This window comes from Klebsiella sp. Q11 (assembly GCF_964241505.1).
Classification (GTDB): domain Bacteria; phylum Pseudomonadota; class Gammaproteobacteria; order Enterobacterales; family Enterobacteriaceae; genus Klebsiella; species Klebsiella michiganensis.
Window position 1 is genome coordinate 263,126 of the sequence record NZ_CAXSXW010000003.1, and the last position, 25,756, is coordinate 288,881.

The 25,756-nt window shown below is 56.3% G+C and carries 22 protein-coding genes and 1 pseudogene; 17 read left to right on the forward strand and 6 right to left on the reverse strand.

The genetic code is table 11. The features are described 5' to 3' along the window. The first annotated feature begins 14 nt into the window (after positions 1-14). The 4 genes from nagZ (at position 15) to ACESQ2_RS05990 (ending at position 3,908) form a co-directional block, all read left to right on the forward strand. Positions 15-1,025, forward strand: coding sequence for a beta-N-acetylhexosaminidase (gene nagZ / locus ACESQ2_RS05975; protein ID WP_029946910.1), 1,011 nt, complete (start codon positions 15-17; stop codon positions 1,023-1,025). A 36-nt stretch (positions 1,026-1,061) separates the two neighbouring features. Further along, on the forward strand, positions 1,062-1,604 hold the full coding sequence (gene ycfP / locus ACESQ2_RS05980; protein WP_004849931.1) for an alpha/beta hydrolase YcfP: 543 nt from the start codon (positions 1,062-1,064) through the stop codon (positions 1,602-1,604). A 234-nt stretch (positions 1,605-1,838) separates the two neighbouring features. After that, positions 1,839-3,143, forward strand: a complete 1,305-nt coding sequence (locus tag ACESQ2_RS05985) for an NAD(P)/FAD-dependent oxidoreductase (RefSeq protein ID WP_004849932.1) — start codon at positions 1,839-1,841, stop codon at positions 3,141-3,143. 225 nt (positions 3,144-3,368) lie between these two features. Then, positions 3,369-3,908 carry a glycine zipper 2TM domain-containing protein gene (locus tag ACESQ2_RS05990; protein ID WP_004131424.1) on the forward strand — a complete coding sequence of 180 codons (540 nt, stop codon included), beginning with the start codon at positions 3,369-3,371 and terminating at the stop codon, positions 3,906-3,908. Positions 3,909-3,964: 56 nt separating this feature from the next. Here the strand turns inward: ACESQ2_RS05990 and ACESQ2_RS05995 are convergent, their stop codons facing one another. Both ACESQ2_RS05995 and ACESQ2_RS06000 read right to left on the reverse strand, forming a co-directional pair. Beyond that, positions 3,965-6,142, reverse strand: a complete 2,178-nt coding sequence (locus tag ACESQ2_RS05995) for a TonB-dependent siderophore receptor (protein WP_049071768.1) — start codon at positions 6,140-6,142, stop codon at positions 3,965-3,967. A 370-nt stretch (positions 6,143-6,512) separates the two neighbouring features. Next, the gene (locus tag ACESQ2_RS06000; RefSeq protein ID WP_004849937.1) at positions 6,513-7,148 is read right to left on the reverse strand and encodes a TetR/AcrR family transcriptional regulator; all 636 of its coding nucleotides are present in this window, start codon (positions 7,146-7,148) and stop codon (positions 6,513-6,515) included. A 249-nt stretch (positions 7,149-7,397) separates the two neighbouring features. Here ACESQ2_RS06000 and bhsA point away from each other — a divergent pair, with 249 nt between their 5' ends. Then, positions 7,398-7,655, forward strand: a complete 258-nt coding sequence (bhsA, locus tag ACESQ2_RS06005) for a multiple stress resistance protein BhsA (RefSeq protein WP_004131427.1) — start codon at positions 7,398-7,400, stop codon at positions 7,653-7,655. Positions 7,656-7,877: 222 nt separating this feature from the next. On the opposite strand, the gene ACESQ2_RS06010 is transcribed toward bhsA, so the two are convergent. Then, positions 7,878-8,837, reverse strand: coding sequence for a L,D-transpeptidase family protein (locus ACESQ2_RS06010; RefSeq protein WP_032719683.1), 960 nt, complete (start codon positions 8,835-8,837; stop codon positions 7,878-7,880). 166 nt (positions 8,838-9,003) lie between these two features. After that, entirely contained in the window at positions 9,004-12,450 is a 3,447-nt protein-coding gene (mfd, locus tag ACESQ2_RS06015) for a transcription-repair coupling factor (protein ID WP_014228854.1), read from the reverse strand. 39 nt (positions 12,451-12,489) lie between these two features. On the opposite strand from mfd, the pseudogene ACESQ2_RS06020 reads away from it, so the two are divergent. From ACESQ2_RS06020 to cobB, 6 genes and pseudogenes are all read left to right on the forward strand, one after another. Next, positions 12,490-12,555: pseudogene (locus ACESQ2_RS06020) on the forward strand (hypothetical protein); the annotation flags it as partial. Between the two features lie 200 nt (positions 12,556-12,755). After that, a complete protein-coding gene (lolC, locus tag ACESQ2_RS06025; protein ID WP_004849945.1) occupies positions 12,756-13,955 on the forward strand; it encodes a lipoprotein-releasing ABC transporter permease subunit LolC in 1,200 nt (399 codons plus the stop codon). Continuing rightward, the gene (gene lolD, locus ACESQ2_RS06030) at positions 13,948-14,649 is read left to right on the forward strand and encodes a lipoprotein-releasing ABC transporter ATP-binding protein LolD (RefSeq protein ID WP_014228855.1); all 702 of its coding nucleotides are present in this window, start codon (positions 13,948-13,950) and stop codon (positions 14,647-14,649) included. The genes lolC and lolD overlap by 8 nt, the downstream gene beginning before the upstream one ends. Beyond that, a complete protein-coding gene (gene lolE / locus ACESQ2_RS06035) occupies positions 14,649-15,893 on the forward strand; it encodes a lipoprotein-releasing ABC transporter permease subunit LolE (RefSeq protein WP_032721372.1) in 1,245 nt (414 codons plus the stop codon). The genes lolD and lolE overlap by 1 nt, the downstream gene beginning before the upstream one ends. 48 nt (positions 15,894-15,941) lie before the next feature. Continuing rightward, positions 15,942-16,853: an N-acetylglucosamine kinase gene (gene nagK, locus ACESQ2_RS06040; protein WP_025106920.1), complete on the forward strand. Its 912-nt coding sequence runs from the start codon at positions 15,942-15,944 to the stop codon at positions 16,851-16,853. A 14-nt stretch (positions 16,854-16,867) separates the two neighbouring features. Continuing rightward, positions 16,868-17,698: a Sir2 family NAD+-dependent deacetylase gene (cobB, locus tag ACESQ2_RS06045; RefSeq protein ID WP_032749587.1), complete on the forward strand. Its 831-nt coding sequence runs from the start codon at positions 16,868-16,870 to the stop codon at positions 17,696-17,698. Between the two features lie 296 nt (positions 17,699-17,994). Here the strand turns inward: cobB and ACESQ2_RS06050 are convergent, their stop codons facing one another. Next, the gene (locus ACESQ2_RS06050) at positions 17,995-18,957 is read right to left on the reverse strand and encodes a sugar-binding transcriptional regulator (protein ID WP_004101147.1); all 963 of its coding nucleotides are present in this window, start codon (positions 18,955-18,957) and stop codon (positions 17,995-17,997) included. 41 nt (positions 18,958-18,998) lie between these two features. Continuing rightward, entirely contained in the window at positions 18,999-19,793 is a 795-nt protein-coding gene (locus ACESQ2_RS06055; RefSeq protein ID WP_049071764.1) for a triose-phosphate isomerase, read from the reverse strand. Between the two features lie 242 nt (positions 19,794-20,035). On the opposite strand from ACESQ2_RS06055, the gene pdxA reads away from it, so the two are divergent. From pdxA to tal, 6 genes are all read left to right on the forward strand, one after another. Next, the gene (gene pdxA, locus ACESQ2_RS06060; protein ID WP_014228860.1) at positions 20,036-21,043 is read left to right on the forward strand and encodes a 4-hydroxythreonine-4-phosphate dehydrogenase PdxA; all 1,008 of its coding nucleotides are present in this window, start codon (positions 20,036-20,038) and stop codon (positions 21,041-21,043) included. A gap of 35 nt (positions 21,044-21,078) precedes the next feature. Further along, entirely contained in the window at positions 21,079-22,797 is a 1,719-nt protein-coding gene (locus ACESQ2_RS06065) for a four-carbon acid sugar kinase family protein (protein WP_373170233.1), read from the forward strand. A gap of 92 nt (positions 22,798-22,889) precedes the next feature. Then, positions 22,890-23,909 carry a 2-keto-3-deoxygluconate permease gene (locus tag ACESQ2_RS06070; RefSeq protein ID WP_046876498.1) on the forward strand — a complete coding sequence of 340 codons (1,020 nt, stop codon included), beginning with the start codon at positions 22,890-22,892 and terminating at the stop codon, positions 23,907-23,909. Position 23,910: 1 nt separating this feature from the next. Continuing rightward, positions 23,911-24,279 carry a PTS glucitol/sorbitol transporter subunit IIA gene (locus ACESQ2_RS06075; RefSeq protein ID WP_368768081.1) on the forward strand — a complete coding sequence of 123 codons (369 nt, stop codon included), beginning with the start codon at positions 23,911-23,913 and terminating at the stop codon, positions 24,277-24,279. 33 nt (positions 24,280-24,312) lie between these two features. Then, complete coding sequence (rpiB, locus tag ACESQ2_RS06080; protein ID WP_004101165.1) at positions 24,313-24,771, forward strand: ribose 5-phosphate isomerase B; 459 nt, start codon at positions 24,313-24,315, stop codon at positions 24,769-24,771. A gap of 30 nt (positions 24,772-24,801) precedes the next feature. Next, positions 24,802-25,752, forward strand: coding sequence for a transaldolase (gene tal, locus ACESQ2_RS06085; RefSeq protein ID WP_046876497.1), 951 nt, complete (start codon positions 24,802-24,804; stop codon positions 25,750-25,752). The last annotated feature ends 4 nt before the right edge of the window (positions 25,753-25,756 follow it).

A 25,756-nucleotide genomic window follows, 5' to 3' on the forward strand; every position in this document is an offset into this window, starting at 1 on the left:
ATGTGGGCCCGGTAATGTTGGATGTCGAAGGTTTTGAACTGGATGCGGAAGAGCGTGAGATTCTGGCGCATCCTTTGGTTGGCGGGCTGATCCTGTTTACCCGCAACTATCACGATCCGGCGCAGCTGCGTGAGCTGGTCCGCCAGATCCGCGAGGCCTCGCGCAACCATCTGGTGGTGGCGGTAGATCAGGAAGGCGGGCGCGTACAGCGTTTCCGCGAGGGCTTTACCCGCCTTCCCGCGGCGCAATCTTTCGCCGCGCTGCTCGGCATGGAGGAGGGCGGTAAGCTGGCCGCAGAGGCCGGCTGGCTGATGGCCAGCGAAATGATCGCCATGGATATTGATATCAGCTTTGCGCCGGTTCTGGACGTTGGGCATATCAGCGCCGCTATTGGCGAGCGATCCTATCACGACGATCCCGACAAAGCCCTGGCGATAGCTCGTCATTTTATTGACGGCATGCACGCCGCGGGAATGAAAACCACCGGTAAGCACTTTCCCGGACACGGCGCGGTGACGGCCGATTCCCATAAAGAGACGCCGCGCGATCCGCGCGCGGAAGCGGAAATTCGCGCCAGAGATATGGCCATCTTCCGTACGCTGATTGGCGAGCAGCGGCTTGATGCGATCATGCCCGCTCACGTCATCTACAGCGACGTTGACCCGCGTCCGGCCAGCGGATCTGCGCACTGGCTAAAAACGGTTCTGCGCGGTGAGCTGGGATTTGAAGGGGTGATTTTCTCTGACGATCTGTCGATGGAAGGGGCGGCGATTATGGGCAGCTACGCCGAGCGCGGCCAGGCATCGCTGGATGCGGGTTGCGATATGATCCTTGTCTGCAATAATCGTAAGGGTGCGGTCAGCGTGCTGGATAACCTGTCGCCGATCAAAGCAGAACGTGTTACGAAATTGTATCATAAAGGTTCCTTTAGCCGTCAGGCGTTAAGGGATTCCGCCCGCTGGAAGACGATCAGCGCGCAGCTTGAGCAGCTTCACGCGCGCTGGCAAGAGGCGAAATCCGCGTAATAAACCTGAAAGGCGTTGTTGTCTGGTGAGGATGCGATGATTATCTATTTACATGGTTTTGACTCAAACAGCCCCGGTAACCATGAGAAGGTGCTTCAGCTTCAGTTTATTGACCCCGATGTTCGGTTGATTAGCTACAGCACGCGGCATCCCAAACATGATATGCAGCACTTATTAAAAGAGGTCGATAAGATGCTGCAGCTGAGCGCCGACGATCGGCCGCTGATTTGCGGCGTGGGTCTCGGCGGCTTCTGGGCGGAGCGAATTGGCTTTCTTTGCGATATCCGCCAGGCCATTTTTAACCCGAACCTGTTTCCCAATGAAAACATGGAAGGGAAAATTGATCGGCCGGAAGAGTATGCGGATATTGCCACCAAATGCGTGAATAATTTCCGCGAAAAAAACCGCGATCGCTGCCTGGTGGTGCTATCTCGTCAGGACGAAGCGCTGAATAGCCAGCGTTCGGCGGACCTGCTGCACCATTACTATGAGATAATCTGGGATGAAGAACAGACCCACAAGTTCAAGAATATCTCCCCGCATCTCCAGCGCATAAAAGCCTTCAAAACCCTCGGCTAAACGCGCGCCGGCCCGCAATGTGAAAACATCGCGGGCTTTTTTTATTCATTTTTGCGATTCTGCGCTCAAAAAATATGCGGTAAAACTTGATGCATATCAATTTTGGTATGACCAATGCACCGTTCATGTTATTCTCGATCTCGCTGAATGGTTTCACTGCCGTAACCTGTTGTTAATTAAAGGTTATATGTATAACTTTTAGTTAACAATTGGTTAATAATTTTAGGGGGTCGCGTGACTACGCCATTGAAAAAAATAGTGATTGTGGGTGGTGGTGCCGGTGGGCTGGAGCTGGCTACCCAGTTGGGTAAAAAGCTGGGCCGTAATAAAAAGGCCAAAATCACGCTGGTTGATCGTAACCACAGCCACCTGTGGAAACCGCTGCTGCATGAAGTGGCGACCGGTTCACTTGATGAAGGTGTAGACGCGCTGAGCTACCTTGCTCACGCCCGTAACCACGACTTCCAGTTCCAGCTGGGATCGGTGGTGGATATTAACCGTGAAACCAAAACGATCACCCTCGCCGAGCTGCATAACGAGAAGGGCGAGCTGCTGGTGCCCGAGCGTAAGCTGCCTTACGACACGCTGGTCATGGCGCTGGGAAGTACGTCGAACGACTTCAACACGCCTGGCGTGAAAGAGAACTGCATCTTCCTCGATAATCCTCATCAGGCGCGTCGTTTCCATCAGGAAATGCTGGATCTGTTCCTCAAGTATTCGGCGAACCTCGGGGCGAACGGCAAGGTGAATATCGCCATCGTCGGCGGCGGCGCGACCGGCGTTGAGCTGTCGGCCGAGCTGCACAATGCGGTGAAACAGCTGCACAGCTACGGCTACAAAGGTCTGACTAATGAAGCTCTGAACGTGACGTTGGTTGAAGCTGGCGAGCGTATTCTGCCCGCGCTGCCGCCGCGCATTTCCGGCGCTGCGCACAGCGAGCTGACCAAGCTTGGCGTTCGCGTATTGACCAAAACCATGGTCACCAGCGCCGATGCAAACGGTCTGCACACGAAAGAAGGCGAATTTATCAACGCTGACCTGATGGTCTGGGCGGCCGGGATTAAGGCGCCGGACTTTATGAAAGAGATTGGCGGACTGGAGACTAACCGTATTAACCAACTGGTGGTCGAACCGACGCTGCAAACGACGCGCGATGCGGATATTTACGCCATCGGCGACTGCGCGTCCTGCGCGCGCCCGGAAGGCGGTTTTGTCCCGCCGCGCGCTCAGGCTGCGCACCAGATGGCGACCTGCGCCCTGCACAATATTCTGGCGCAGATGAAAGGTAAGCCGCTGAAAGCTTATACCTATAAAGATCACGGTTCGCTGGTGTCGCTCTCTAACTATTCCACCGTGGGCAGCCTGATGGGCAACCTGATGCGCGGTTCAATGATGATCGAAGGTCGCATTGCGCGCTTCGTCTATATCTCTCTGTATCGCATGCACCAGATTGCGCTGCACGGCTACTTTAAAACCGGCTTGATGATGCTGGTAGGACGTATCAACCGCATTATTCGTCCGCGCCTGAAGCTGCATTAATGTCTCTGGGCGGCAAAGCCAGAAGGTTTTGTCCGCCCGTTTGCTTTTCGCATTAAGAGACTCATAACCAGAATATCCTCCTTTCCTTGCCGGGAAACCCTCTCAGATTCCTCCGAATCCCGTTGATTTGCCACACGTTCACGCACTTTTCATCCGCTTTCTTATTTGCAAGCCTGATGCCTGGATTGCAAAATTAGGGGCAATAGCAACGAAGGAGGAAGTCCCGTGAATAAATCAATGTTGGCGGGTATAGGAATTGGCGTGGCTGCCGCGCTGGGCGTCGCAGCCGTTGCCGGTCTTAACGTGTTAGATCGCGGCCCGCAGTATGCACAGGTAGTATCCAGTACGCCGATAAAAGAGAGCGTCAAAACCCCGCGTCAGGAGTGCCGGAACGTCACCGTGACCCATCGTCGACCGGTGCAGGATGAAAACCGCATCGCCGGATCCGTGCTGGGCGCGGTGGCCGGCGGGGTTATTGGCCATCAGTTCGGCGGCGGACGCGGCCGCGACGTTGCCACCGTCGTGGGCGCGCTGGGCGGCGGCTATGCCGGTAACCAGATTCAGGGCTCAATGCAGGAAGGGGATACCTACACCACGACGCAGCAGCGCTGCAAAACGGTGTACGATAAATCAGAAAAAATGCTCGGCTACGATGTCACTTACAAAATCGGCGACCAGCAGGGCAAAATCCGTATGGATCGCGACCCTGGTACGCAAATCCCGCTGGACAGTAATGGCCAACTGATTCTGACTAACAAAGCGTAAAAAAGATGTGTATCTTTATTCGCCCCTCAGGCTCTCTGGCTGAGGGGCTTTTTTTATCAGAAGCTCAAAGCGTAGTTCAGGCCGAAGGTGCGTCCGCGACCTTTATACTCGTAGAGAGAGCTGCTGCCGTAGGTCGGGCTATACAGCAGCGGCGCGCGCTGGCCCCAGAGGGTGACATAATCTTCATTGAGCAGGTTCTCAATGCTGAAGGTCAGCTTGCCGAGAGGGAGCGCGTAGCTGCCGATAAAGTCTACCGTATTGTAGCCATCGAGCTTATTACCGCTGGCATCGCTGATATCAAACACCTGCTGGCTCTGCACCCGCAGCGACCACGGCTCCGGCGCCCAGCCCACCCACGCGGTGGCTTTTGACGGCGAGGCGAGAGTGACGTCCCACTTCTGCCAGCTACCGTCGCTTTTCACCTGCGATTTCAGCACGTTAAAGTTAGCTCCGGCGCTCCAGTCGCTGTTCGGGAAGTAGTAATCCACCGCGCCCTCTACGCCATAAATACGGCGTTTATCGGACTGCACATCGATGGTCATATCGGTACGGTTAACGACGATCGTTTTATCGGAGGTCGAATAGTAAGCCGCCAGCTGAGTGCGCAGATTATCGCCGGTGTAGCGCCAGCCCAGTTCGTACGAGTTAACTTTAATTCCCTGCAGCGGCGAATCGCCAACGTTCACGCTTGAGAGAAGCGGAAGGTGGCCGTTGACCGCCGCGCCGTACTTTCCGATGCCGTAGTATTTGCCCGGATCCGGCAGCTCAACGCCCTGAGAGAAGTTAAACCAGGTCTGCTGGCGATCGGTGAGATGGGCGACAATCCCGGCGTTAAACAGGAAGTTGTCGTAATCGGTTTTTCCGCCCGGAATGGCATCCGCAGAGCTGACCTTGCCGCTGGCGACATCCTGCTGTTGGGCATAGCCGACAAAATCATCGACCCGGTTTTCCGTCCACTGATAACGTACGCCGCCGCTGATAGTGAAGATGTCGTTCAGGTCATAGCTGGACTGCAGGAACGGCGCCAGGTTGGTAATGCTGTAGCCGGGATAACGGCCGGTGGTGTAGATAGCCTGGTTATTCAGACCGCCGGAAGACATAGACTGGCCCAAATCGAAGAACATCTGATTGGCGTTGAAGGTTTCGTGGTCGGCGTCCACTCCCCAGGTCAGATCCCAGCCATCCAGCGGCTGGCTATTCAGGGTGATCTTCGCGCCGTACTGATCGGTATCCTGCTTTGAAGAGGAGAAGCTGCTGACCTGGCCTTTGCTGAGCGTAGGGAAAGGGTAAAAAGTCAGGGATTCATCACGATAATAGACCTGGCTGACCAGATTCTGGCCGAGGAAATCGGCATCGGAATACTGCAGGCTTATCAGGTGACGTTCGGTGCCGGGGACGCGGTCGGAGTTCAGGCCATCGGTGGTAAAGGCTTTGCCGTCGCCGGTCACCGCCGACATATTTTTCCCGAGGTACAGACCGTAATCGTCGCCCTGGCTTTTATAGTACTGGGTTACCAGCTGCAGCTGACGGTTCTCGTCAATCTCAATGGTTCCCGTTCCCATCACATCCAGGCGGTCGGAATGTTGAAGCCCGGTCTGGGTATTATCAAGGATCAGCGCATCATTATTGCCATCATACCAGCCGCCAAAACGCTGATAGGCGACCGATAAACGGCCGGAAGCGTGGTCGGTACCGCCGCTGACCGCTGCCGCCACGCGTTCATCATGATCGTTGCTGTTGGCAAAACCGGTTTTGCTCCCCAGCTCCAGGTCGACCTGGCGCTCCTGCTGGCCCTTTTTGGTGACGATATTAATAAGGCCGCCGGTACTACCGCCGCCGTACAGCGATGTGGCGCCGGAGATCACCTCGATATGCTCAATGTTAAACGGATCGATAGAATCCAGCTGGCGGCTGTCGGTACGGGAGGAGTTAAGGCGAACGCCGTCAATCAGCACGACGATCGCGCGGCCGCGCATATTCATGCCGTAGTTGGTGCGTCCCTGGCTGCTGACGTCGATGCCGGGGATCAGCTGCGCCAGCACGTCTTTAAATTCTTTTCCGCCCTGAACTTGCTGTTCAATTTCCTGGCCTTCGATAACCCAGGTGGTCTGGGCCATTTCAGCGACGGTGCGGTGCGTTCGGTTTGCGCTGACGATCATGCTGTCATCAGCGGCCCAGGCGGGCAGGGCGGTTGCCAGCAGCAGTGGGTTAAGCACCCAGAGACGCTTGTTCATGCTCATTCCTTTTATGAGTTTATGCCCGTCATTCTTCAAGTTGCAGGTGTGTTGACTGCGGATTACTCGGCCCATCCATGGGCCTCGCCCCTACGGGGCCAGCGCTAGCGCAGATCAAGGCACAAGTGCCATGTCCTGCAACTCGAATTATTTAGGGCTTACGATATCGTTGTTTTCGTTATTCGGTACGGGCGTACCGGTTGTTACACGGTGAAATATACAGAAACGTTTAACACCGAATTTTGCCCGTATTGATTATTGTTATCAATATCATTCTCGCGAAATGAACAAAATAAATGACTGAAAACATTGCGTTATGTAGGGATAAAGGGGAGGGGAACCGGTGGGGAGCCCACCGGTAAGCGAGGTGTTAGCGCTGAAGAACCTGGGGCCACAGACGCAGCGTGGTTTCGGCGATTTGCATGATTTTAGTGAAGTCGGCGCCTTCGCGGGCGCTGATCGACATGCCTTGTAATATGCAGTTGAGGAACTGCGCCAGCTGACGTACGTCGCCGTCTGGCGGCAGCTCGCCGCGCAGCTGCCGCTGCTGGAGAAACTGCGTTAGCGTTTGTTCCTGCATCGCGTGCCGGGACTTAACGGTATTGGCGATATCGGTGGACGCCGCCGCCAGCGCTGCGGAGGTATTAATCATAAAGCAGCCTGCCGGCGTTTCTTTGCTGGTAAAGCAAGTCGCGACGGCGGTGAAGTAGTCGCGTAATGCTCGATCGACGCTTTTCTCTTCGTCAAAGAGGAGCGCTTCGTGCCTGGCGGCAAAACGCGCGATGTAGCGATCCAGCACCGCGCGAAACAACCCCTCTTTATTCACAAATTCCGCGTAGAGCGTAGGCGCTTTTGCGCCCGTCGCCTCCACTAAATCGGCGAGAGAGGTCGCTTCATAGCCGTGCTGCCAGAAGAGTGTCATGGCCTTATCCAGCGCCGCTTCCCTGTCGAACACTTTAGGTCGGCCACGGCTTTTTTTTGTGCAACTTTGAACGTCAGTTGTCATGGTGCCGCTGTACCTGTGTTGGTTTGTTGAAAGGGCATTATAAAAATAAACCTTACGTGCTACCAGCGATGTTGCTCTAAAAATAAATAATTCATATATGTATGAATTTTAAGCTGTTTATAAATAGTTAAACGGTCGTTATAAAAATAGTTTGACGTGTGACTTAGATCACATTATCATTTCCCTATCGATCGTTAATTAAATGCGTTCGCCCCTACAAAAACATTCATCTGCACAGGTATAACAATCATGAAAAACGTTAAAACACTCGCTATCGCCGCTGTTCTTAGCTCACTCTCTTTCGCCAGCTTCGCCGCTGTAGAAGTTCAGTCAACGCCGGCGGGTCAGCATAAAATCGGTACCGTTTCCGCCTCAGCCGGGACCAACCTGGGTTCACTGGAAGATCAGCTGGCGCAAAAAGCGGAAGAGATGGGCGCAACCTCTTACCGTATTACGTCCGTAACCGGTCCTAACACCCTTCACGGGACTGCGGTTATCTACAAATAATTTGTTGCGCTACCCCTGTTATGCCACTGACTACGCGCGGTTCTGACCCCCTTCAGCAGTCCGCGTAAAGTAAGAAGTACGTTGTTCTCTGACGAGAGGCGGTGCCCACCCCTTATATGGCGCCGCAACCCGCAGAAAAGCAGGACCCTGTTTGATTATTGCCATAAAAAAAACCGCCTCAGTGAACTGAAGGCGGTTTTTTTTCGTCGGCAGTTTAGCGAACTAGAGCGACTGCTCCGTTACGCGATGGTGGCGGGTGACGTCAATCGGCATGCCCGAACGCAGCATCATCGCGCGTTCCATTACCTCGGTGTCGGTCAACTGTGCCTGCTTAAACGCCTGCATGCTGTCGGTAAGGGTAATGGGCAGCGTCTGCGGGTCGTCATCAATATGTTTTGACAGCGGCTGATGGACCTCCACCAGACGGGTGCCGTTCGGCTCCACGGACACCTTGATTGGCGTATTGATAATCGTCACCTTCGTTCCCGGGGTGATTTCGTTGTACAACGCTTTGATGTCGTCATCGCGCAGGCGAATACAGCCGGAGCTGACGCGCATGCCGATGCCGAAGTCGGCGTTGGTGCCGTGCAGCAGATACACGCCGCCGTACGCCGCCAGGCGAATAGCGTGGTGCCCCATGGGGTTATCCGGGCCAGCGGGCATGACGGCAGGCAGGTCAATGCCCATTGCTTTATAGCGGGCGCGAATATTGGCCGTCGGCGTCCAGGTCGGGTTGGCGCGTTTGTCGGAGACGGTGGTGACCATCGTCGGCGTGATGGTGTCGCCGCCGAGCTGGCCAATGCCGATAGGATAAACGGTTACTTCACTTCTTCCTGGCGGATAGTAATAGAGGCGAAGTTCGGCCAGGTTAAGGACTAATCCTTCGCGCGGCGCGTCGGGCAGCAGGGTTTGCAGCGGAATCGTCAGCACGCTACCGGCTCGTGGAACATACGGATCCACCCCGGGGTTAGCCTGGAGCAGGGCCAGAAAACCGACGTTGTACTTTTTGGCGATCGCTTCGAGGGAGCCGCCGTTGTTCTCGACGACATGAAACTGGTTTTGCCCGACCAGACGGCTGCCCGGAGGCGGCAGGGGCCAGGTATTGGCGCGAGCGGGCAGCGCCAGCGCGGCGGCGATAGCTATCATCCCCAGCCAGAGAGAAATTCGCGTAAAGCTTTTCATCACCCTAATTCCATAATAAGTAAGTGGTTATTTTTATACGAAAAGTCCCTGAGATTATGGCGAAGAGAGTGTCTGGAAGTTCAGAGGGATTGCAAAATGTTTGTAAATTTTGCCGAACAAGTGGGGAGGGGCGGGATACGACGCACAGGCCGTATCCCGCCTGCTATCAGGCGGCGGCGTTCTCTTCGAGCTGGCGCATAAACTGGCGCACCCACTCCATCCGCGTTTTACGCTCGGCAAGGTCCTGCGTAAACTTGAGGCGCGTTGGGCCATCCAGGCGATAGTGCTGAGGCTGCTTTTGCAACAGGCCAATTAGCCACATCGGGTTCACGTTATTCTTCTCGTTAAACTCAATGGTGCCGCCCTTTTCGTTGCTCTCCAGCTTGCGGATCCCCAGCTTCTGCGCCTGCTGGCGCAGTCGGGCGATATCGAGCAGGTTTCTTGCCGGATCGGGCAGCAGGCCAAAGCGATCGATAAGCTCGACTTTGATCTCCTCCAGCTCATTCTCGTTCTTCGCACTGGCAATGCGTTTGTAGAACGACAGGCGCGTATTCACATCCGGGATAAAGTCGTCCGGCAGCAGCGACGGCATCCGTAGCTCAACTTCGGTCTGCTGACTGGTAAGATCCTCCAGCGAGGGTTCGCGGCCTGCTTTCAGCGCGTCAACGGCATTTTCCAGCAGCTCCATATAGAGGGAGAAGCCGATGGTTTCCATGGAACCGCTCTGATCCTCGCCCAACAGTTCACCCGCGCCGCGAATTTCGAGGTCATGCGTTGCCAGCGCGAAACCAGCGCCGAGATCTTCCAGCGATGCAATAGCCTCAAGGCGTTTTTGCGCATCGGTGGTCATCGCCTTCGGATGCGGCGTCAGCAGCCAGGCATAGGCCTGATGGTGCGAACGACCGACGCGACCGCGCAGCTGGTGCAGCTGTGCGAGACCGAAGTGATCGGCGCGCTCGATAATAATGGTGTTCGCCGTTGGAATGTCGATCCCGGTCTCGATAATGGTGGTGCACACCAGCACGTTAAAGCGCTGGTGATGAAAATCGTTCATCACCCGTTCGAGTTCGCGCTCGCGCATCTGGCCGTGACCGATGGTAATGCGCGCTTCCGGCACCAGCTCCGCCAGCCTCTCGGCGGCTTTCTGGATGTTTTCCACGTCATTATAGAGGTAGTAAACCTGGCCGCCGCGCAGTACCTCACGCAGGATCGCCTCGCGGACCACCAGCGCGTCATATTCGCGGACGAACGTTTTGACCGCCAGACGGCGGGCGGGCGGGGTGGCGATGATCGACAGATCGCGCATACCGCTCATCGCCATATTCAGCGTACGCGGAATAGGCGTGGCGGTCAGGGTCAGGATATCGACGTCGGCGCGCATCGCCTTGATGCGCTCTTTATGGCGCACGCCGAAGCGGTGCTCTTCATCAACAATCAGCAGGCCGAGATCGCGCAGCTTAACGTCCGGCTGCAGCAGTTTATGGGTGCCGATAAGAATATCGACTTTCCCTTCCGCGACCTGCTCGAGGATCTGCGCCTGCTCTTTGGCGCTACGAAAGCGCGAGAGCATCTCGATGCGCACCGGCCAGTTGGCGAAGCGATCGCGAAAGTTATCGAAGTGCTGCTGGGCGAGCAGGGTGGTCGGCACCAGCACCGCCACCTGCTTATGGTTTTCAACCGCCAGAAACGCGGCGCGCATCGCCACTTCCGTTTTGCCGAAGCCGACATCGCCGCACACCAGACGGTCCATCGCCAGCGGCTGACACATATCGCTTAGTACGGCGTTAATAGCCTGCGCCTGATCGGGCGTGGTCTCGAACGGGAAGCCGTCGCAGAACAGCTGATATTGCTCTTTATCATGTTTAAACGCGTAGCCCGCTTTCGCCGCACGCTGAGCGTAGATATCCAGCAGTTCGGCGGCCACGTCGCGCACTTTCTCGGCCGCTTTCTGCCGCGCCCGCGCCCAGACGTCGCCGCCCAGTTTATGCAGCGGCGCATTCTCTTCCGCGCCGCCCGCATAGCGGCTAATCAGATGCAGCGACGACACCGGCACGTACAGTTTGGCATCGTTGGCGTAGGTCAGCATCAGGTATTCGCCGTTGATGCCGCCCGCTTCAAGGGTGGTCATTCCGGCGTAGCGCCCAACTCCATGCTCAAGGTGCACCACCGGTTGGCCGATATGCAGCTCCGCCAGGTTACGAATCAACGTATCGGGATTGATGGTGCGGCGAGAGTCCTGACGACGGCGCGCGACGCGCTCGCCCAGCAGGTCGCTTTCGCAAATCAGCGCCAGATTACGCTGGCTATCGACGAACCCATGCTCGGCGGCGCCGATCATCAGATAGCGGCCATTACCCGTCGCCTCTTCAAGACGCAGGATATGCTTTGGCGCGATCTTAATACGCGCCAGCATTTCGCCAAGCGCCTCTCGACGCCCCTCGCTCTCGACCGAAAAAATCACCGGCCCGCTGAAGGACTCGAGGAATCGGCGCAGGTTATCCAGCGGCGCTTTGTTCTGCGCCTGGATCGCCAGCTCGGGTAATTTCTGATAACCGAGATTGGTGTTGGCGGCTTTTTCCGCCAGACGCTCGGTTTTGAGCTGGACGCGCGGCCATTTTTTGAGCTCGCTAAACAGCTCATCGCTGCGCAGCCACAGCTGTTCCGGCGGCAAAAGCGGGCGCATCGGGTCGACGCCGCGGTTTTCAAAGCGGGCGCGGGTTTCGTTCTGGAAGCGTTCGGCGCTGGCCTCCAGATCGCCGGTATTAACGATCAGCGTTTTCGCCGGGAAATAGCTGAACAGCGGCGGCAGCGGCTCGTTAAAGAACAGCGGCTGCCAGTATTCGATTCCCGCGGGCAGCGTGCCTTTACTGACCTGCTGATAAATATGCTCGGCGTCGCGTTTGACCTCAAAGCGGTCGCGCCACTGGCTGCGGAATAGCTCGATAGCGGCCTGATCCGTCGGGAATTCGTGCGCCGGAAGCAGGTTAATGCTGGCGACTTCCTCCAGCGTACGCTGGCTGTCGACGTCGAACAGACGCAGGCTGTCTATCTCATCATCAAAAAAATCGAGACGGTAGGGCTGCTCGCTGCCCATAGGAAACAGGTCAAGCAATGCGCCGCGCGTGGCGTACTCGCCGTGCTCCATCACCTGGTCGACATGACGATAGCCGGCGCTATCCAGCTGGGAGCGCAGCGCATCCCGCGACAGGCGCTGGCCTTTTTTCATCACCAGCGCGTGGCCGTGGAGGAAATTATGCGGACAGACGCGCTGCATCAGGGTGCTGACCGGGATAATTAATACGCCGCGTTCCATGGTCGGGAGCTGGTACAGGGTGGCGAGACGGGAAGAGATAATGTCCTGGTGAGGGGAAAAGCTATCGTAGGGGAGGGTTTCCCAATCCGCCAGGCCCGCCACCATGCTATCGGTAAACTGCCTGATTTCATCATTCAGACGCAGGGCGTTTTGCATATCGGGGGCAATCAGTACCACCGGTCCGCCGTGGCGCTCGGCCATTTCCGCCACCAGAGTGGCGCAGGCCGCGCCGGTCAGTTCGCCAATCTGGCGCTGATCGCCGGCTTTAACCGGCAGAGAGTATCGGTATTGTTCAGGCATAGACGGTATCATGATCTCTTGGGTATTCGCTCTGCCGATATGGAGGGCAACTCGCTGATATTCAATAGTGAGATTATCCGCGATCGACCCGGATTCGCCAACCCGTATCGCAAACATCCTGTCGTGGCCAAAAATGTAACGAACTCCGATAAGCGTAAAGTTAAATAATGACTTACCTGTCTATCTTGTTGTTTATATTGATTTTTTGCTATTTTTGTCAATAAAATCTACAGGTATCAGTCATTTACGCTGCCCATAATCGCTTATATACTCGGGCATCGGCTATCAGCAATCAGATGGATTACATGTATCAACCTGCCGCACTCTTTATCGGCCTTCGCTATATGCGTGGGCGCGCAGCCGACCGCTTCGGTCGTTTCGTCTCCTGGCTTTCGACCATCGGCATTACGCTTGGCGTGATGGCGCTGGTGACCGTTCTTTCGGTGATGAACGGCTTTGAACGCGAGCTGCAAAACAACATCCTGGGGCTGATGCCGCAGGCCATTCTTAGCGCCAAGCAGGGGTCTGTAAACCCGCAACAGCTGCCGGAAAGCGCGGCCAGATTACAGGGGGTCACCCGCGTGGCGCCGCTGACCACCGGCGATGTTGTGCTGCAAAGCGCCCGCAGCGTGGCGGTCGGCGTGATGCTCGGCATCGACCCGGCGCAAAAAGATCCCCTGACGCCCTACCTGGTTAACGTCAAGCAGAGCGATCTGCAGGCCGGCAAGTATAACGTCATCCTGGGCGAGCAGCTGGCAGGACAGCTGGGCGTCAATCGCGGCGATCAAATCCGCGTGATGGTGCCTTCCGCCAGCCAGTTTACCCCGATGGGGCGGCTTCCCAGCCAGCGCCTGTTTAACGTAATCGGTACCTTTGCCGCCAGCAGTGAAGTCGATGGTTATCAAATGTTGACCAACATCGACGACGCCTCGCGCCTGATGCGCTACCCGCAGGGAAATATTACCGGCTGGCGGCTGTGGCTGAATCAGCCTTTACAGGTGGATACCCTCAGCCAGCAGACGCTGCCGGAAGGGACCAAATGGCAGGACTGGCGCGAGCGTAAAGGCGAGCTGTTCCAGGCCGTGCGGATGGAAAAAAATATGATGGGCCTGCTGCTGAGCCTGATCGTCGCCGTCGCCGCCTTTAACATCATTACCTCTCTGGGAATGATGGTGATGGAAAAGCAGGGCGAGGTGGCGATTCTCCAGACCCTTGGCCTGACGCCGCGGCAGATCATGCTGGTCTTTATGGTTCAGGGGGCCAGCGCCGGGATCGTCGGCGCGCTGCTTGGCGCCGGGCTGGGCGCGCTGCTGGCCAGCCAGCTGAATAATTTGATGCCGATTATCGGCGCGTTCCTCGACGGCGCCGCGCTGCCGGTGGCCATTGAGCCGCTGCAGGTCATTGTGATTGCCCTGGTGGCAATGGTGCTGGCATTACTCTCTACGTTGTATCCTTCATGGCGCGCTGCCGCCACTCAACCCGCTGAGGCTTTACGTTATGAATAAGATCCTGCTGCAATGCGACAACCTGTGCAAACGCTATCAGGAAGGCACCGTGCAAACCGACGTGTTGCATGATGTCAGCTTCAGCATTGAGGAGGGCGAGATGATGGCGATTGTCGGTACCTCCGGTTCCGGCAAAAGTACGCTGCTGCATCTGCTTGGCGGGCTGGATACGCCGACCTCCGGCGACGTTATCTTTTCCGGCCAGCCGATGAGCCAGCTCTCCGCCGCCGCCCGCGCCGATCTGCGCAACCGCGAACTGGGCTTTATCTATCAGTTTCACCACCTCTTACCAGATTTTACCGCGCTGGAAAACGTGGCGATGCCGCTGCTGATTGGTAAGCAGAAGGCGGCGGATATCGAGCGGCAGGCGAAAGCGATGCTGCGCGCCGTCGGGCTTGAGCACCGCAGCGACCACCGTCCGTCGGAGCTCTCCGGCGGCGAGCGTCAGCGCGTTGCGATTGCCCGCGCGCTGGTCAATAAACCGCGCCTGGTGCTGGCGGACGAGCCCACCGGTAACCTTGACGCCCGCAACGCCGACAGCATTTTTCAGCTGCTTGGCGAGCTGAACGTGGCGCAGCGTACCGCCTTCCTGGTGGTGACCCACGACCTGCAGCTGGCAAAACGCATGAGCCGCCAGCTGGAGATGCGCGACGGGCGCCTGACAGCCGAACTCTCCCTGATGGGGGCTGAGTAATGGCTTCTCCGTTATCGTTATTGATTGCCCTGCGCTTCAGCCGTGGACGGCGGCGCGGTGGGATGGTGTCGCTGATTTCGGTTATTTCGACGATCGGTATCGCGCTGGGCGTGGCGGTGTTGATCGTTGGCCTGAGCGCGATGAACGGCTTCGAACGCGAGCTCAACAACCGCATTCTGGCGGTGGTCCCGCACGGTGAGATTGAACCGGTGAACCAGCCGTGGAACAACTGGAACGAGGCGCTGGCGAAGGTTGAGAAGGTCAAAGGCATCGTTGCCGCGGCGCCATATATTAACTTCACCGGGCTGGTGGAGAGCGGCAGCAATATGCGCGCCATCCAGGTGAAAGGCGTTGACCCGCAGCAGGAGAGCCGTCTCAGTTCGCTGCCCAACTTTGTGCAGAACAATGCGTGGGCCAGCTTTAAAGCCGGCGAACAGCAGGTGATCCTCGGTAAAGGCGTCGCCGATGCCCTGCACGTTAAGCAGGGGGACTGGGTGTCAATTATGATCCCTAACTCCGATGCCGAGCATCAGCTGCTGCAGCCAAAGCGCGTCAGGCTTCACGTTGCCGGTATTTTGCAGCTAAGCGGACAGCTCGATCATAGTTTTGCCATGATTCCCATGCAGGATGCGCAGCAGTACCTTGATATGGGCAGCAGCGTGACGGGGATCGCCATCAAAGTGACCGACGTGTTTCATGCCAACACCCTGGTACGCGATGCGGGCCAGGTGACCAATAGCTACGTTTATATCAAGAGCTGGATAGGCACCTACGGCTATATGTACCGGGACATTCAGATGATCCGCGCCATTATGTACCTGGCGATGGTGCTGGTGATTGGCGTGGCCTGCTTTAACATCGTCTCGACCCTGGTGATGGCGGTGAAAGATAAAAGCGGCGATATTGCGGTGCTGCGCACGCTTGGCGCAAAAGACGGGCTGATCCGCGCGATTTTCGTATGGTATGGTTTACTTGCCGGTTCGGTAGGGAGCCTGATTGGGGTGGCGATTGGCGTTATCTGCGCCTTTAAGCTGACTGCAATCATTAACGGTATTGAGAGCCTGATCGGGCATAAATTCCTCTCCGGCGACATCTATTTTATTGACTTCCTGCCGTCTGAACTGCACTGGCTGGACGTCGTTTACGTGCTGGTGACGGCACTGTTGCTGAGTTTGCTGGCCAGCTGGTATCCCGCCCGCCGCGCCAGCCGCATTGACCCGGCGAGGGTGCTGAGTGGCCAGTAATTTATCGTCATGGTCGGCTTTGCTGACCAGTAAAGAGGAATTGCTGAAATGTACTATGGATTTGACATTGGCGGCAGCAAGATAGCGCTGGGCGTATTTGATAAAGCGCGGCGGCTGCAGTGGGAAAAACGCGTCGCCACGCCGAAAGAGAGCTACGAAGCATTTTTGCAGGCGGTAGAGGAGCTGGTTGAAGAAGCCGACCAGCGCTTCGGCTGCCAGGGCTCGGTGGGCATCGGTATTCCGGGCATGCCGGAGACGGAAGACGGCACGCTCTACGCCGCCAACGTGCCCGCCGCCAGCGGCAGGCGGCTGCGGGCCGATCTGAGCGAACGTCTGGGCCGCGATGTGCGGCTTGATAACGACGCCAACTGTTTTGCCCTCTCCGAAGCGTGGGATGACGAGTTCACCCAATATCCGCTGGTGATGGGGATGATCCTCGGCACCGGGGTTGGCGGGGGGCTGGTGCTCAACGGAAAATCGATTACCGGGCATCGCTATATTACCGGCGAATTTGGCCATATCCGCCTGCCGGTGGATGCGCTGGAGGTGGTGGGACGCGATTTTCCGCTTACGCGCTGCGGCTGCGGCCAGCTGGGCTGCATTGAAAACTACCTTTCCGGACGCGGCTTCGCCTGGCTGTATGAACATTTTTACCAACACGCTTTAACCTCGCCCGAGATCGTCGCGCTATGGCAGCAGGGCGACGCGAAGGCGCGCGAGCACGTCGAGCGCTATCTCGATTTACTGGCGGTATGCCTGGGCAATATTTTAACGATTGTCGACCCGGATCTGCTGGTGCTTGGCGGTGGATTGTCTAACTTTACAGCAATAACCGAAGGGCTGGCGCAGCGCCTGCCGCGACATCTGCTTCCCGTTGCCAGCGTGCCGCGCATTGAGCGCGCGCGCCATGGCGATGCCGGAGGCATGCGCGGTGCGGCCTTCCTTCATCTGACTCAATAACGACAGAGGTAGCTATGCAGTCGCGCCGCTTACATCGATTAAGCCGATTTCGCCGCAATAAGCGTCGGTTACGAGACCGTCTGCGTCAGCGGATTTTCTTCGGCGAAGATAAGGAGACCCCTGAAACGATGGAAAAACCAAGAGTCGTGGTGCTAACCGGCGCGGGTATTTCGGCAGAGTCGGGAATTAAAACCTTCCGCGCCGCCGATGGCCTGTGGGAAGAGCATAGGGTGGAAGACGTGGCGACGCCGGAAGGCTTCGCCCGCGATCCGGCGCTGGTGCAGGCGTTTTACAATGACCGCCGCCGCCAGCTGCAAGGACCGGACATCGTGCCCAACGCGGCGCATCAGGCGCTGGCGCGGCTGGAAGAGGCGCTGGGCGATCGTTTTCTGCTGGTCACCCAGAATATCGATAATCTGCACGAGCGCGCGGGCAATCGCCGGGTGATTCATATGCACGGCGAGCTGCTGAAGGTGCGCTGCTCGTGGAGCGGCCAGGTGCTGGCGTGGACCGGCGATGTGACGACGGAAGACAAATGCCACTGCTGCCAGTTTCCCGCGCCGCTGCGCCCGCACGTGGTGTGGTTCGGCGAGATGCCGCTGGATATGGATGAGATCTACCTTGCGCTGGCCGAGTGCGATATCTTTATCGCCATCGGCACTTCCGGGCACGTTTATCCGGCGGCAGGCTTTGTTCACGAAGCGCGGCTGCAGGGCGCCCATACGGTAGAGCTCAACCTCGAGCCAAGCCAGGTGGGCAGCGAATTTGCCGAAAAGCACTATGGCCTGGCAAGCGAAGTGGTGCCGCGCTTTGTGGAAAAGCTGCTTAAACAGCTGGCAGGATAAACGCAACCTCATCATTACAGCGTTACGGAAAACAGGAGTGGCTATGGATAGCCCATTAGCAATATCTGCCGCGATATTTTTGGCCGCAGTAGGGGCGGTTCGGCGTGGTTCGGCCCGCTTATCGTGCTGAGCGCGTTGTGGAAGCCGCTGAATTATGTTGCGGGAAAGCTTGCTGCTGTCTTAACGAAAACCAGGACAAGAAATAATCCACGCTTTTGCCACCGCCCGAGAAAAAGCGTACGACAATCGCCAGGGCAGGTCGCTCATGAAATTCAGGACGCCGCGGCGCCCTTTATTCATAGCGCCTTCTGCATATTAATCACCGCCCGGGCATTGGATGCGCTGGTGGCCAGCACGTCAATCACGCCGGTGCGCAGCGCGCCGAGAATCGCCGTTGCCTTGGTGCTTTCCGAAGCAATGGCGATCACGCACGGGATGGCGCGGAGCTGTTCAAGGCTCAGGCCGATAACCCGATCGTTCATCACCGTATCAACCGGTTTACCCTGGATATTGAAAAAACTATAGCCGGCGAGATCGCCCACTACGCCCTGTTCCTGGCGCGCGGTCGCAATCTCCTGTGGGGAGAACCAGCCGAGCTGCACCATAAAGCTATTTTCATTCATATCGCCAAGGCCAATGATGGCGACATCCGCCTTGCTGGCCTGTTCGAGCGTGGCTTTAATCAGCCGGTTTTGCATAAACGCCGAGCGCAGTTCCGGCGTTTCGACATAGGCCGGGGCGTACAGCGTTTCGCTAAAACCGTTGAATTTACGCGCCAGGTTTCGACTGATGTGATCGGCATCGATCAGCTGGTTGTCGCGCTTGGTGCCGCCGATACCGCAAATAAAGCGACAGTTGCGCTCCGGAAAAATCCCCACGTGGTTGGCCACGGCGGCGACGTTGCGACCCTGCCCGACGGTCACCGTCATATCGCTTTTGAGGATCCCGGCGAGATAGTTGCTGACCAGCGCCGCGACCTGCTGGCGCTGTTCATCCTCGTCGTGATGGTCCAGGGCGATAAGCGCGCGCTTGATGCCGAAATGGGAGATAAACTGCTGCTCAATCTGGGAGCTGAAGACCGGGTGGTATTTCACGCTGATCTCGACAATTCCTTCGTGGCGAGCTTTTTTCAGCAGCCGACCGACCTTAATGCGTGAGATCCCAAAGCGTTTTGCAATCTCTTCCTGGGTTTGCTCCTGATCGTAATAGGCCACGGCAATTTCTGTCAGCAGCGCATAATCTGAGTCTTGTTCAGTCATAGTTATCGCCTGGTATTTCCATCTTTGATGTCTCCCTAATACTACTGCGCCTGAAGAATAAATTCCTCTGTAACGCGTTGAACAATGTCGCAATAGCCGTTGGCATCCCATGCCGCGCGGCCAATAAACAGTCCGTTAATGTCATCCTGCTGAAGGAGTTCTACGGCATTTTGCCGATTGACGCTACCGCCGTACAGCAGGGGAATGCGCCGTCCGATTTCTTCGCCGAAGGTCTCGCATAACGCCTGACGCAGCGCCCGGTGGATCTCTGCGGCCTGCTCCGGCGTCGCCGGCGTGCCGTGTTCGCCGATAGCCCATATGGGCTCATAGGCAACCAGAGTGTGTAAAACCTGCTGTTCATTCAGGCCATAAAGCGCGATTTTCATCTGCCGCACTACCGTTTCCCGTGAGACCTGCCAGCGTTTTTCATCGGCGCTGTCGCCGATACAGATCAGAGGCCGGAGGCCGTGACGCAGGGCGCGATGCACTTTTTGGTTAATGGCGGCGTCGGATTCATTGAACGCGCCGCGACGCTCGGAGTGACCAAGCTCGACCAGGGCGGCGCCGGTTTCAGCCAGCATGGCGGCGGATATTTCACCGGTCCAGGCGCCGTTTTCCGCTTCATGCATATTCTGCGCGCCGGTCAGGCAGGGGATCTGATGCTGCTGTAGATACTGGCTGACGGGATAAATGGCGGTGAAAGGGGGAATAATAAACGGCTGGATTTTCGGATGCCTCACCTGCGGTAACCGCTGCGCCAGCGTTTCACAAAAGGCCATGGCTTGCGATAACGGTTTGTTCATTTTCCAGCTGGTTCCTAACCAGATTTGTTCCATTTTGTTCTCCGTAATAGGTAAATCAATAGCTTGTCGTGAAATGGCTTTCGCTTATGAGTGAGATTGAACTTTTTATCACCCAATGAACATATGTTAGATCACATTTTTTTATAAAATAAATCTATGGATTTTTTTATGTGATTTAAATCACCAATAACCTCTCAATCATCAGGTAATGTTTTGACCATATGATTCACTATTGAACATATGAACAAAACGATTTTCACTACGAGAGGTCCACGATGTCACAAGAGAAAAAGCCCGTTGTCGCACTTACCATTGGCGATCCTGCCGGGATTGGTCCGGAGATTTCAGTCGCGACGATGATGGAGAAAAGCGTCTACGACGAGTGCAAACCTTTTTTGATTGGCTCAGCGCCGATTATCGCCAGAGCAATGAAAATCATGGGCTGTGATTTTCCGATTAACAAAATTAGCCATCCGCAGGAAGCTCGCTTCAGCTGGGGTACGCTGGACGTGCTGGAAACCGATGATTATGACTGCGAGAGCATTGAATGGGGCAAAGTGCAGAAGCTGGCGGGGCAGATGTCGCTGGACTATGTTCTGAAATCTATCGAACTGGGGAAAGCCGGCCTGATCGATGTGGTCTCTACCGCGCCGATTCATAAAGAAGCAATCAAGCTGGCGGGGTGTAAACTTCCGGGTCATACCGAGATCTATCAGGTTGAAACGCAATCCGATTATGGCCTGACCATGTTCCACGTTCATAACCTGCGGGTCTTCTTCGTGAGCCGTCATATGGCGCTTAAAGACGCCTGCGATTACGCCAATAAAGAGCGCGTTCTGGCCTGCGTGCAGCAGATCCACCATGAGTTCACCGCGCTAAATATCAAAAATCCGCGCATTGCGGTAGCCGCGCTGAATCCGCATGGTTCAGACAACGGCCTGTTTGGCCACGAAGAAGCCGATAACCTCATCCCGGCAGTCAAAGCGGCGCAGGAAATGGGGATTAACGCCATCGGCCCGGTGCCGGCAGATTCCGTCTTCCATCTGGGTAAACAGGGGCGCTATGACGCCATCCTCTCGCTTTACCACGATCAGGGGCATATCGCCTGTAAAACCCTCGATTTTGAGCGTTCCGTGACCATTACCTTTGGCCTGCCGTTTATGCGTAGCTCGGTAGACCACGGCACGGCGTTTGATATTGCCGGCACCGGTAAAGCGGGCACCGTCAGTATGCTGGAGTCCACGATGGCCGCGGTGAGCTACTGGAAAATGAAAAACCACTAATCGCTGAGGTTAATGCGAAGCAAAAGGGCAGAGAAATGGAAAAACATCTGTTAATTAGCAAAGGCTGTAAGGGCTGGGGCGGGCCGCTGACCATTAATATTAGCCAGGCGAAAAAGATTGCTTATATCACCGGGGGGATTTGTCCCCCGGTTGTTGAGCGCCTGAGCGAACTGACCGGCTGGCCTTCCGTCGACGTATTTAAAAATGGCGAGCCGCCGGAAGAGGAGATCGGCCTGATGGTTATCGACTGCGGCGGCACGCTACGCTGCGGTCTCTATCCCAAACGCGGTATTCCGACGATTAACCTCCATCCCACCGGTAAAAGTGGCCCGCTGGCGGAGTTTATTCATGAAGGGATCTACGTCTCCGGCGTGACGCCCGCCTGTATTGAAATGATCTGGCCGCAGGGGGAAGGCGGTAAGCTGGGGATCGTGGCCGACGATCTGACCGGCGCGACCACCGTCGGGGTACTGCTGGCGCGTAGCGGGTTAAAAACCGCCGCGTTCTTCGATACTGAATCCTTCGCCCGCAATGAGGTGGAGTATCCGGCGATGGTCGTTAGCAGCGACAGCCGTCCTTTGCCGAAAGCGGAAGCCCAGCAGCAGGTCAGCGCCGCGGTGAAGCAGCTGCAGGCGCGCGGCGCGCACTACTTTACCAAGCGTATTGATACCACGCTGCGCGGCGGTATCGGCTTTGAAATTGACGCCATGCTGGAACAATTGCCGCTGGAAACGGTTGCCGTCGTCGTGCCGGCGATGCCGCAGTCGCGGCGTATTCTGGTTGGCGGCTATTCGGTAATTGACTCCGTCGCGCTTTCGCGAACCGATGTCGCACGCGATGTACGTACCCCGGTTACCGAATCCTGGGTGCCGGGATTGCTGGCGGCACAGACCCATCATCAGGTCGGACATATCGCGCTGGCCTCGGTGATGAAAGGCGAGGAGCAACTGCAGCGGGATCTCCAGGAACAGCAGCAGCGCGGCGTGCGGGTGATCGTCGTCGATGCGATTACCGTTGACGATGTCGATGTGATTGCCGGGGCGGTGGTGGCGCTGAACTGGAACGTGCTGGCGGTCGACCCGGGGCCTTTTACCGAGCGGCTTGCGGTCCGTCGTGGCCTGATGCGGGAAGCGCGCAGCAGCGCGACAGCGTCGTCAGGGGCGGAAAACCCGCGCGGTTCGATTCTGGTGGTTGCCGGTAGCGCCACGCCGGTGACCAAAAAGCAGCTTCAGCATCTGATCGCTAATGACGAAAGAGTATGTCACATTCCTGTTGATGCCGAACTGCTGGTTGACAGGAAAAACGCCGCTGAAATCGAAGTGAATCGCGTGGTGCAGCATGCCCGGCAGTGCGTGCCGGCACAGCAGAATGCCATCTTCGTTTTTGAATCCGCGTTAACCGGGCGGCTGCTGAATCTTCAGGAAGAAGAGCAGCGCTTTGGGCTGGCCCACGGACAGGCTGCGGAAAATATTAACCAGGGACTGGGGAATATTGTTCGTGACGTGCTTAACTGCGCAGCCGGAGAAATTAAAGGCCTGTATATGACCGGTGGCGATACGATGGTGAATGTTCTTAAAGAGCTCGGCGCTACCGGGATTGAAATGATTGACTACGTGATACCGCAAACCGATATGGTGCGTATTATCGGCGGCGATTATGCTGGATTGATTTGCGTCGGCAAAGGCGGTTTAACCGGGCCAGAAGATATTATTAGTACTATTGTTGAAAGAGTTTATAAAGAAGCGCAGCTATAACCCACCGGTCATATAAATAAAAAGCGACGTAATGGTCGTCCGGGTAGTATTGCGTCGTTATCTCTGTTAAATCATAATTTATGAGTTACCCTATGAACATAAATATATTAGAGAAGATGAATAAGGTGCCAGGCGGTTTAATTATTATTCCGTTGCTCGCGGCAATTCTTATTAATACCTTTGCGCCGGAAGTCCTGGGCATCGGCGGCCCGACGACCGCATTATTCAAGGTTGGTTCCAGCGCAATGATGGGGATTTTTCTGCTAATTTGCGGTACCTCGATCAATATCCGCCAGGCCGGCCTGCCGCTCTATAAAGGCGCGGTGCTGCTGTTCCTGAAATGCCTCGCCGGCGCGCTGGCCGTATGGGTGGCCGGAGCGATGTTTGGCCCCAACGGTTTCCTCGGTATTTCGACCCTGGCGCTGATTGCCTGCTTAACCAGCTCCAACAGCTCGCTATATATCGCGCTGTGCAGCAACTACGGCGATGCCAGCGACGCCGGGGCGATCTCCGTCTTCTGCGTCAAGGATGGGCCCTTTGTTACCATGATGGTGCTGGGGGTCAGCGGCCTGGCCAATATTCCTTTCGCCGCGCTGCTATCGATGCTGATCCCGCTGCTGATTGGTATGCTATGGGGCAACCTTGATGATCGTTTCAAACAGCTGTGCGCCTCCGCTCAGCCGCTGATTATCATTATTATGTCGTTTGCCATCGGCGCCAATTCCAGCATTAACACGGTCTTTACCGCCGGACTGTCCGGGATCCTGCTTGGCATTATCTCTGCGCTAACCGGCATTGTGTTCTATTTTATCTACAACCTGTTCCTGAAGAAGAAAACCGCGCTGGGCGCCGCGCTGGGAACAACCGCCGCCAGCTCTGCGCTGACGCCGGCAATGGTGGCTCAGGCCGACCCCTCGCTGGCGATGTACGTGGATGCCGCGACCGCGCAGCTGGCGACGGCGAGCATCATCACCATGATTACCGCGCCGATACTGGTGGCCTGGTTTGATAAACGTCTGAAAAAGCGCGCGCCGAGGGTTGAACTAGTAAAAGAAGAAACCAGTGAAGAGAAAGTGACATTATCTTCGCCTGCCACCAAAGGGAACAAATAATATGATCGCGCCGTTGTATTCATTACTTATCACGGCTGTTGGGGAATATGTCAAAAACTCTCTACAGGAGCATCAGCTGATTTTATTTTCTGAAACCGTTCCTGACGATATTGCGATGTATTGCGCCGTACATCAGAGCAGTGAGCTGACAGCTGAATTGTCACCCGGGCAGATAATGAAAATAAATGAGACTATTTATCGAGTCACGGCGGTAGGTAGCGTTGCAACGGCAAATTTAAAACGGCTTGGCCATATCACTTTAAAATTTGATGGCGCTGCCACCGCTGAATTACCGGGGATGGTGCATCTCAATGGTGACGCCCCCCAGGATATTCAGCGCGGCGACCAAATTTTTTTTATCCGGAACTAAATTAAGACGTACAGCTAAATTAAGGAAATTATCATGAAAACAATCGCTATTGGTGCGGATGATGCCGCCTATGCTTTTCGCGACGCTATCGTCGCTTATCTGAATGGGCAGGGAATTAAGGTCGCGGATTACAGCAGCGATAAACGCCAGGGCAGCATGGTCTATCCGGATGTTGCCCACGCGGTGGCAATGTCAATAAAGCAGGGCGAGCACGATCGCGGCATTCTGATTTGCGGCACCGGCATTGGAATGAGCATTGTGGCAAATAAAGTGCCGGGGATACGAGCCGCCCAGTGCCACGATACTTTCTCCGCCGAGCGGGCGCGCAAAAGTAATAACGCGCAGATTATCACTCTTGGCGCGCGCGTGATTGGCCCGGAGTTGGGCAAAAAAATTATTCAGGCCTGGCTTGAATCCGAATATGAAGGCGGCGGCTCCGCGTCGAAAGTGGAGCGTATCGACTATTACGAACACCAGCACGCCAGAGATTAATATCCGCAGTCGTAATATAAGGAACAGACTATGAGCCAGTTAGACGAACTGAAAAAATACACCACGGTGGTTGCCGACACCGGCGATATCGAATCGATTAAAAAATTTGCCCCGCAGGATGCGACCACCAACCCTTCACTGGTGCTGAAGGCCGCGCAGCTCCCGCAGTATCAGGCGCTGATTGCCAACGCAATCGGCAAGGCGCGTCGGCAGGGCGGCAGCCCGGAAACGCAGCTGATAAACGCCTGCGATCAGGTGGCGGTGGATATCGGTACCGAGGTACTGCGTCATGTGCCGGGGCGTATTTCTACCGAAGTCGATGCCCGTTTTGCCTGGGATCGCGGGATGTGCGTGTCGAAGGCGCGCAAGCTTATTCAGATGTATGAAAAGAACGGCATCGGGCCGGAACGCATCCTTATCAAACTTGCCGCCACCTGGGAGGGGATTCGCGCCGCAGAGGAGCTGGAACAAAGCGGTATCAACTGTAACCTGACCCTGCTGTTCTCCTTTGCCCAGGCGCGGGCCTGCGCCGAAGCGGGCGTCTTTTTAATCTCGCCGTTCGTGGGGCGTATTTACGACTGGTATCAGAAAAACCAACCGCAGTCGGAGTATCAGGTCGACAGCGATCCGGGCGTGGTTTCCGTGCGCCAGATTTATCAGTACTACAAATCGCACGGCTACGACACCGTGGTTATGGGGGCCAGCTTCCGCCGTATCGAGCAGATCCAGGCGCTGGCGGGCTGCGATCGCCTGACTATCTCCCCGGCGCTGCTTGATGAACTGGCCGCCAGCGAAGGCGCGCTGAGTCGCCAGCTGGCGCCCGGCTGCGTGACGGAAACCCGCCCCAGCCCGATGACTCAGGCGGAGTTCCTCTGGCAGCATCATCAGGATCCGATGGCGGTGGAAAAACTGGCGGAAGGTATCCGCCTGTTCGCGGTCGATCAGGTCAAACTGGAAAATCAGATTCAGCAGATGCTGTAAGGGC

Coding starts and splice junctions, on each gene's coding strand:
- nagZ (WP_029946910.1), top strand. CDS start 15: ATGTTGGATGTCGAAGGTTTTGAACTGGATGCGGAAGAGCGTGAGATT.
- ycfP (WP_004849931.1), top strand. CDS start 1,062: ATGATTATCTATTTACATGGTTTTGACTCAAACAGCCCCGGTAACCAT.
- ACESQ2_RS05995 (WP_049071768.1), bottom strand. CDS start 6,142: ATGAACAAGCGTCTCTGGGTGCTTAACCCACTGCTGCTGGCAACCGCC.
- ACESQ2_RS06000 (WP_004849937.1), bottom strand. CDS start 7,148: ATGACAACTGACGTTCAAAGTTGCACAAAAAAAAGCCGTGGCCGACCT.
- bhsA (WP_004131427.1), top strand. CDS start 7,398: ATGAAAAACGTTAAAACACTCGCTATCGCCGCTGTTCTTAGCTCACTC.
- ACESQ2_RS06010 (WP_032719683.1), bottom strand. CDS start 8,837: ATGAAAAGCTTTACGCGAATTTCTCTCTGGCTGGGGATGATAGCTATC.
- mfd (WP_014228854.1), bottom strand. CDS start 12,450: ATGCCTGAACAATACCGATACTCTCTGCCGGTTAAAGCCGGCGATCAG.
- lolC (WP_004849945.1), top strand. CDS start 12,756: ATGTATCAACCTGCCGCACTCTTTATCGGCCTTCGCTATATGCGTGGG.
- lolD (WP_014228855.1), top strand. CDS start 13,948: ATGAATAAGATCCTGCTGCAATGCGACAACCTGTGCAAACGCTATCAG.
- lolE (WP_032721372.1), top strand. CDS start 14,649: ATGGCTTCTCCGTTATCGTTATTGATTGCCCTGCGCTTCAGCCGTGGA.
- nagK (WP_025106920.1), top strand. CDS start 15,942: ATGTACTATGGATTTGACATTGGCGGCAGCAAGATAGCGCTGGGCGTA.
- cobB (WP_032749587.1), top strand. CDS start 16,868: ATGCAGTCGCGCCGCTTACATCGATTAAGCCGATTTCGCCGCAATAAG.
- ACESQ2_RS06050 (WP_004101147.1), bottom strand. CDS start 18,957: ATGACTGAACAAGACTCAGATTATGCGCTGCTGACAGAAATTGCCGTG.
- ACESQ2_RS06055 (WP_049071764.1), bottom strand. CDS start 19,793: ATGGAACAAATCTGGTTAGGAACCAGCTGGAAAATGAACAAACCGTTA.
- pdxA (WP_014228860.1), top strand. CDS start 20,036: ATGTCACAAGAGAAAAAGCCCGTTGTCGCACTTACCATTGGCGATCCT.
- ACESQ2_RS06065 (WP_373170233.1), top strand. CDS start 21,079: ATGGAAAAACATCTGTTAATTAGCAAAGGCTGTAAGGGCTGGGGCGGG.
- ACESQ2_RS06070 (WP_046876498.1), top strand. CDS start 22,890: ATGAACATAAATATATTAGAGAAGATGAATAAGGTGCCAGGCGGTTTA.
- ACESQ2_RS06075 (WP_368768081.1), top strand. CDS start 23,911: ATGATCGCGCCGTTGTATTCATTACTTATCACGGCTGTTGGGGAATAT.
- rpiB (WP_004101165.1), top strand. CDS start 24,313: ATGAAAACAATCGCTATTGGTGCGGATGATGCCGCCTATGCTTTTCGC.
- tal (WP_046876497.1), top strand. CDS start 24,802: ATGAGCCAGTTAGACGAACTGAAAAAATACACCACGGTGGTTGCCGAC.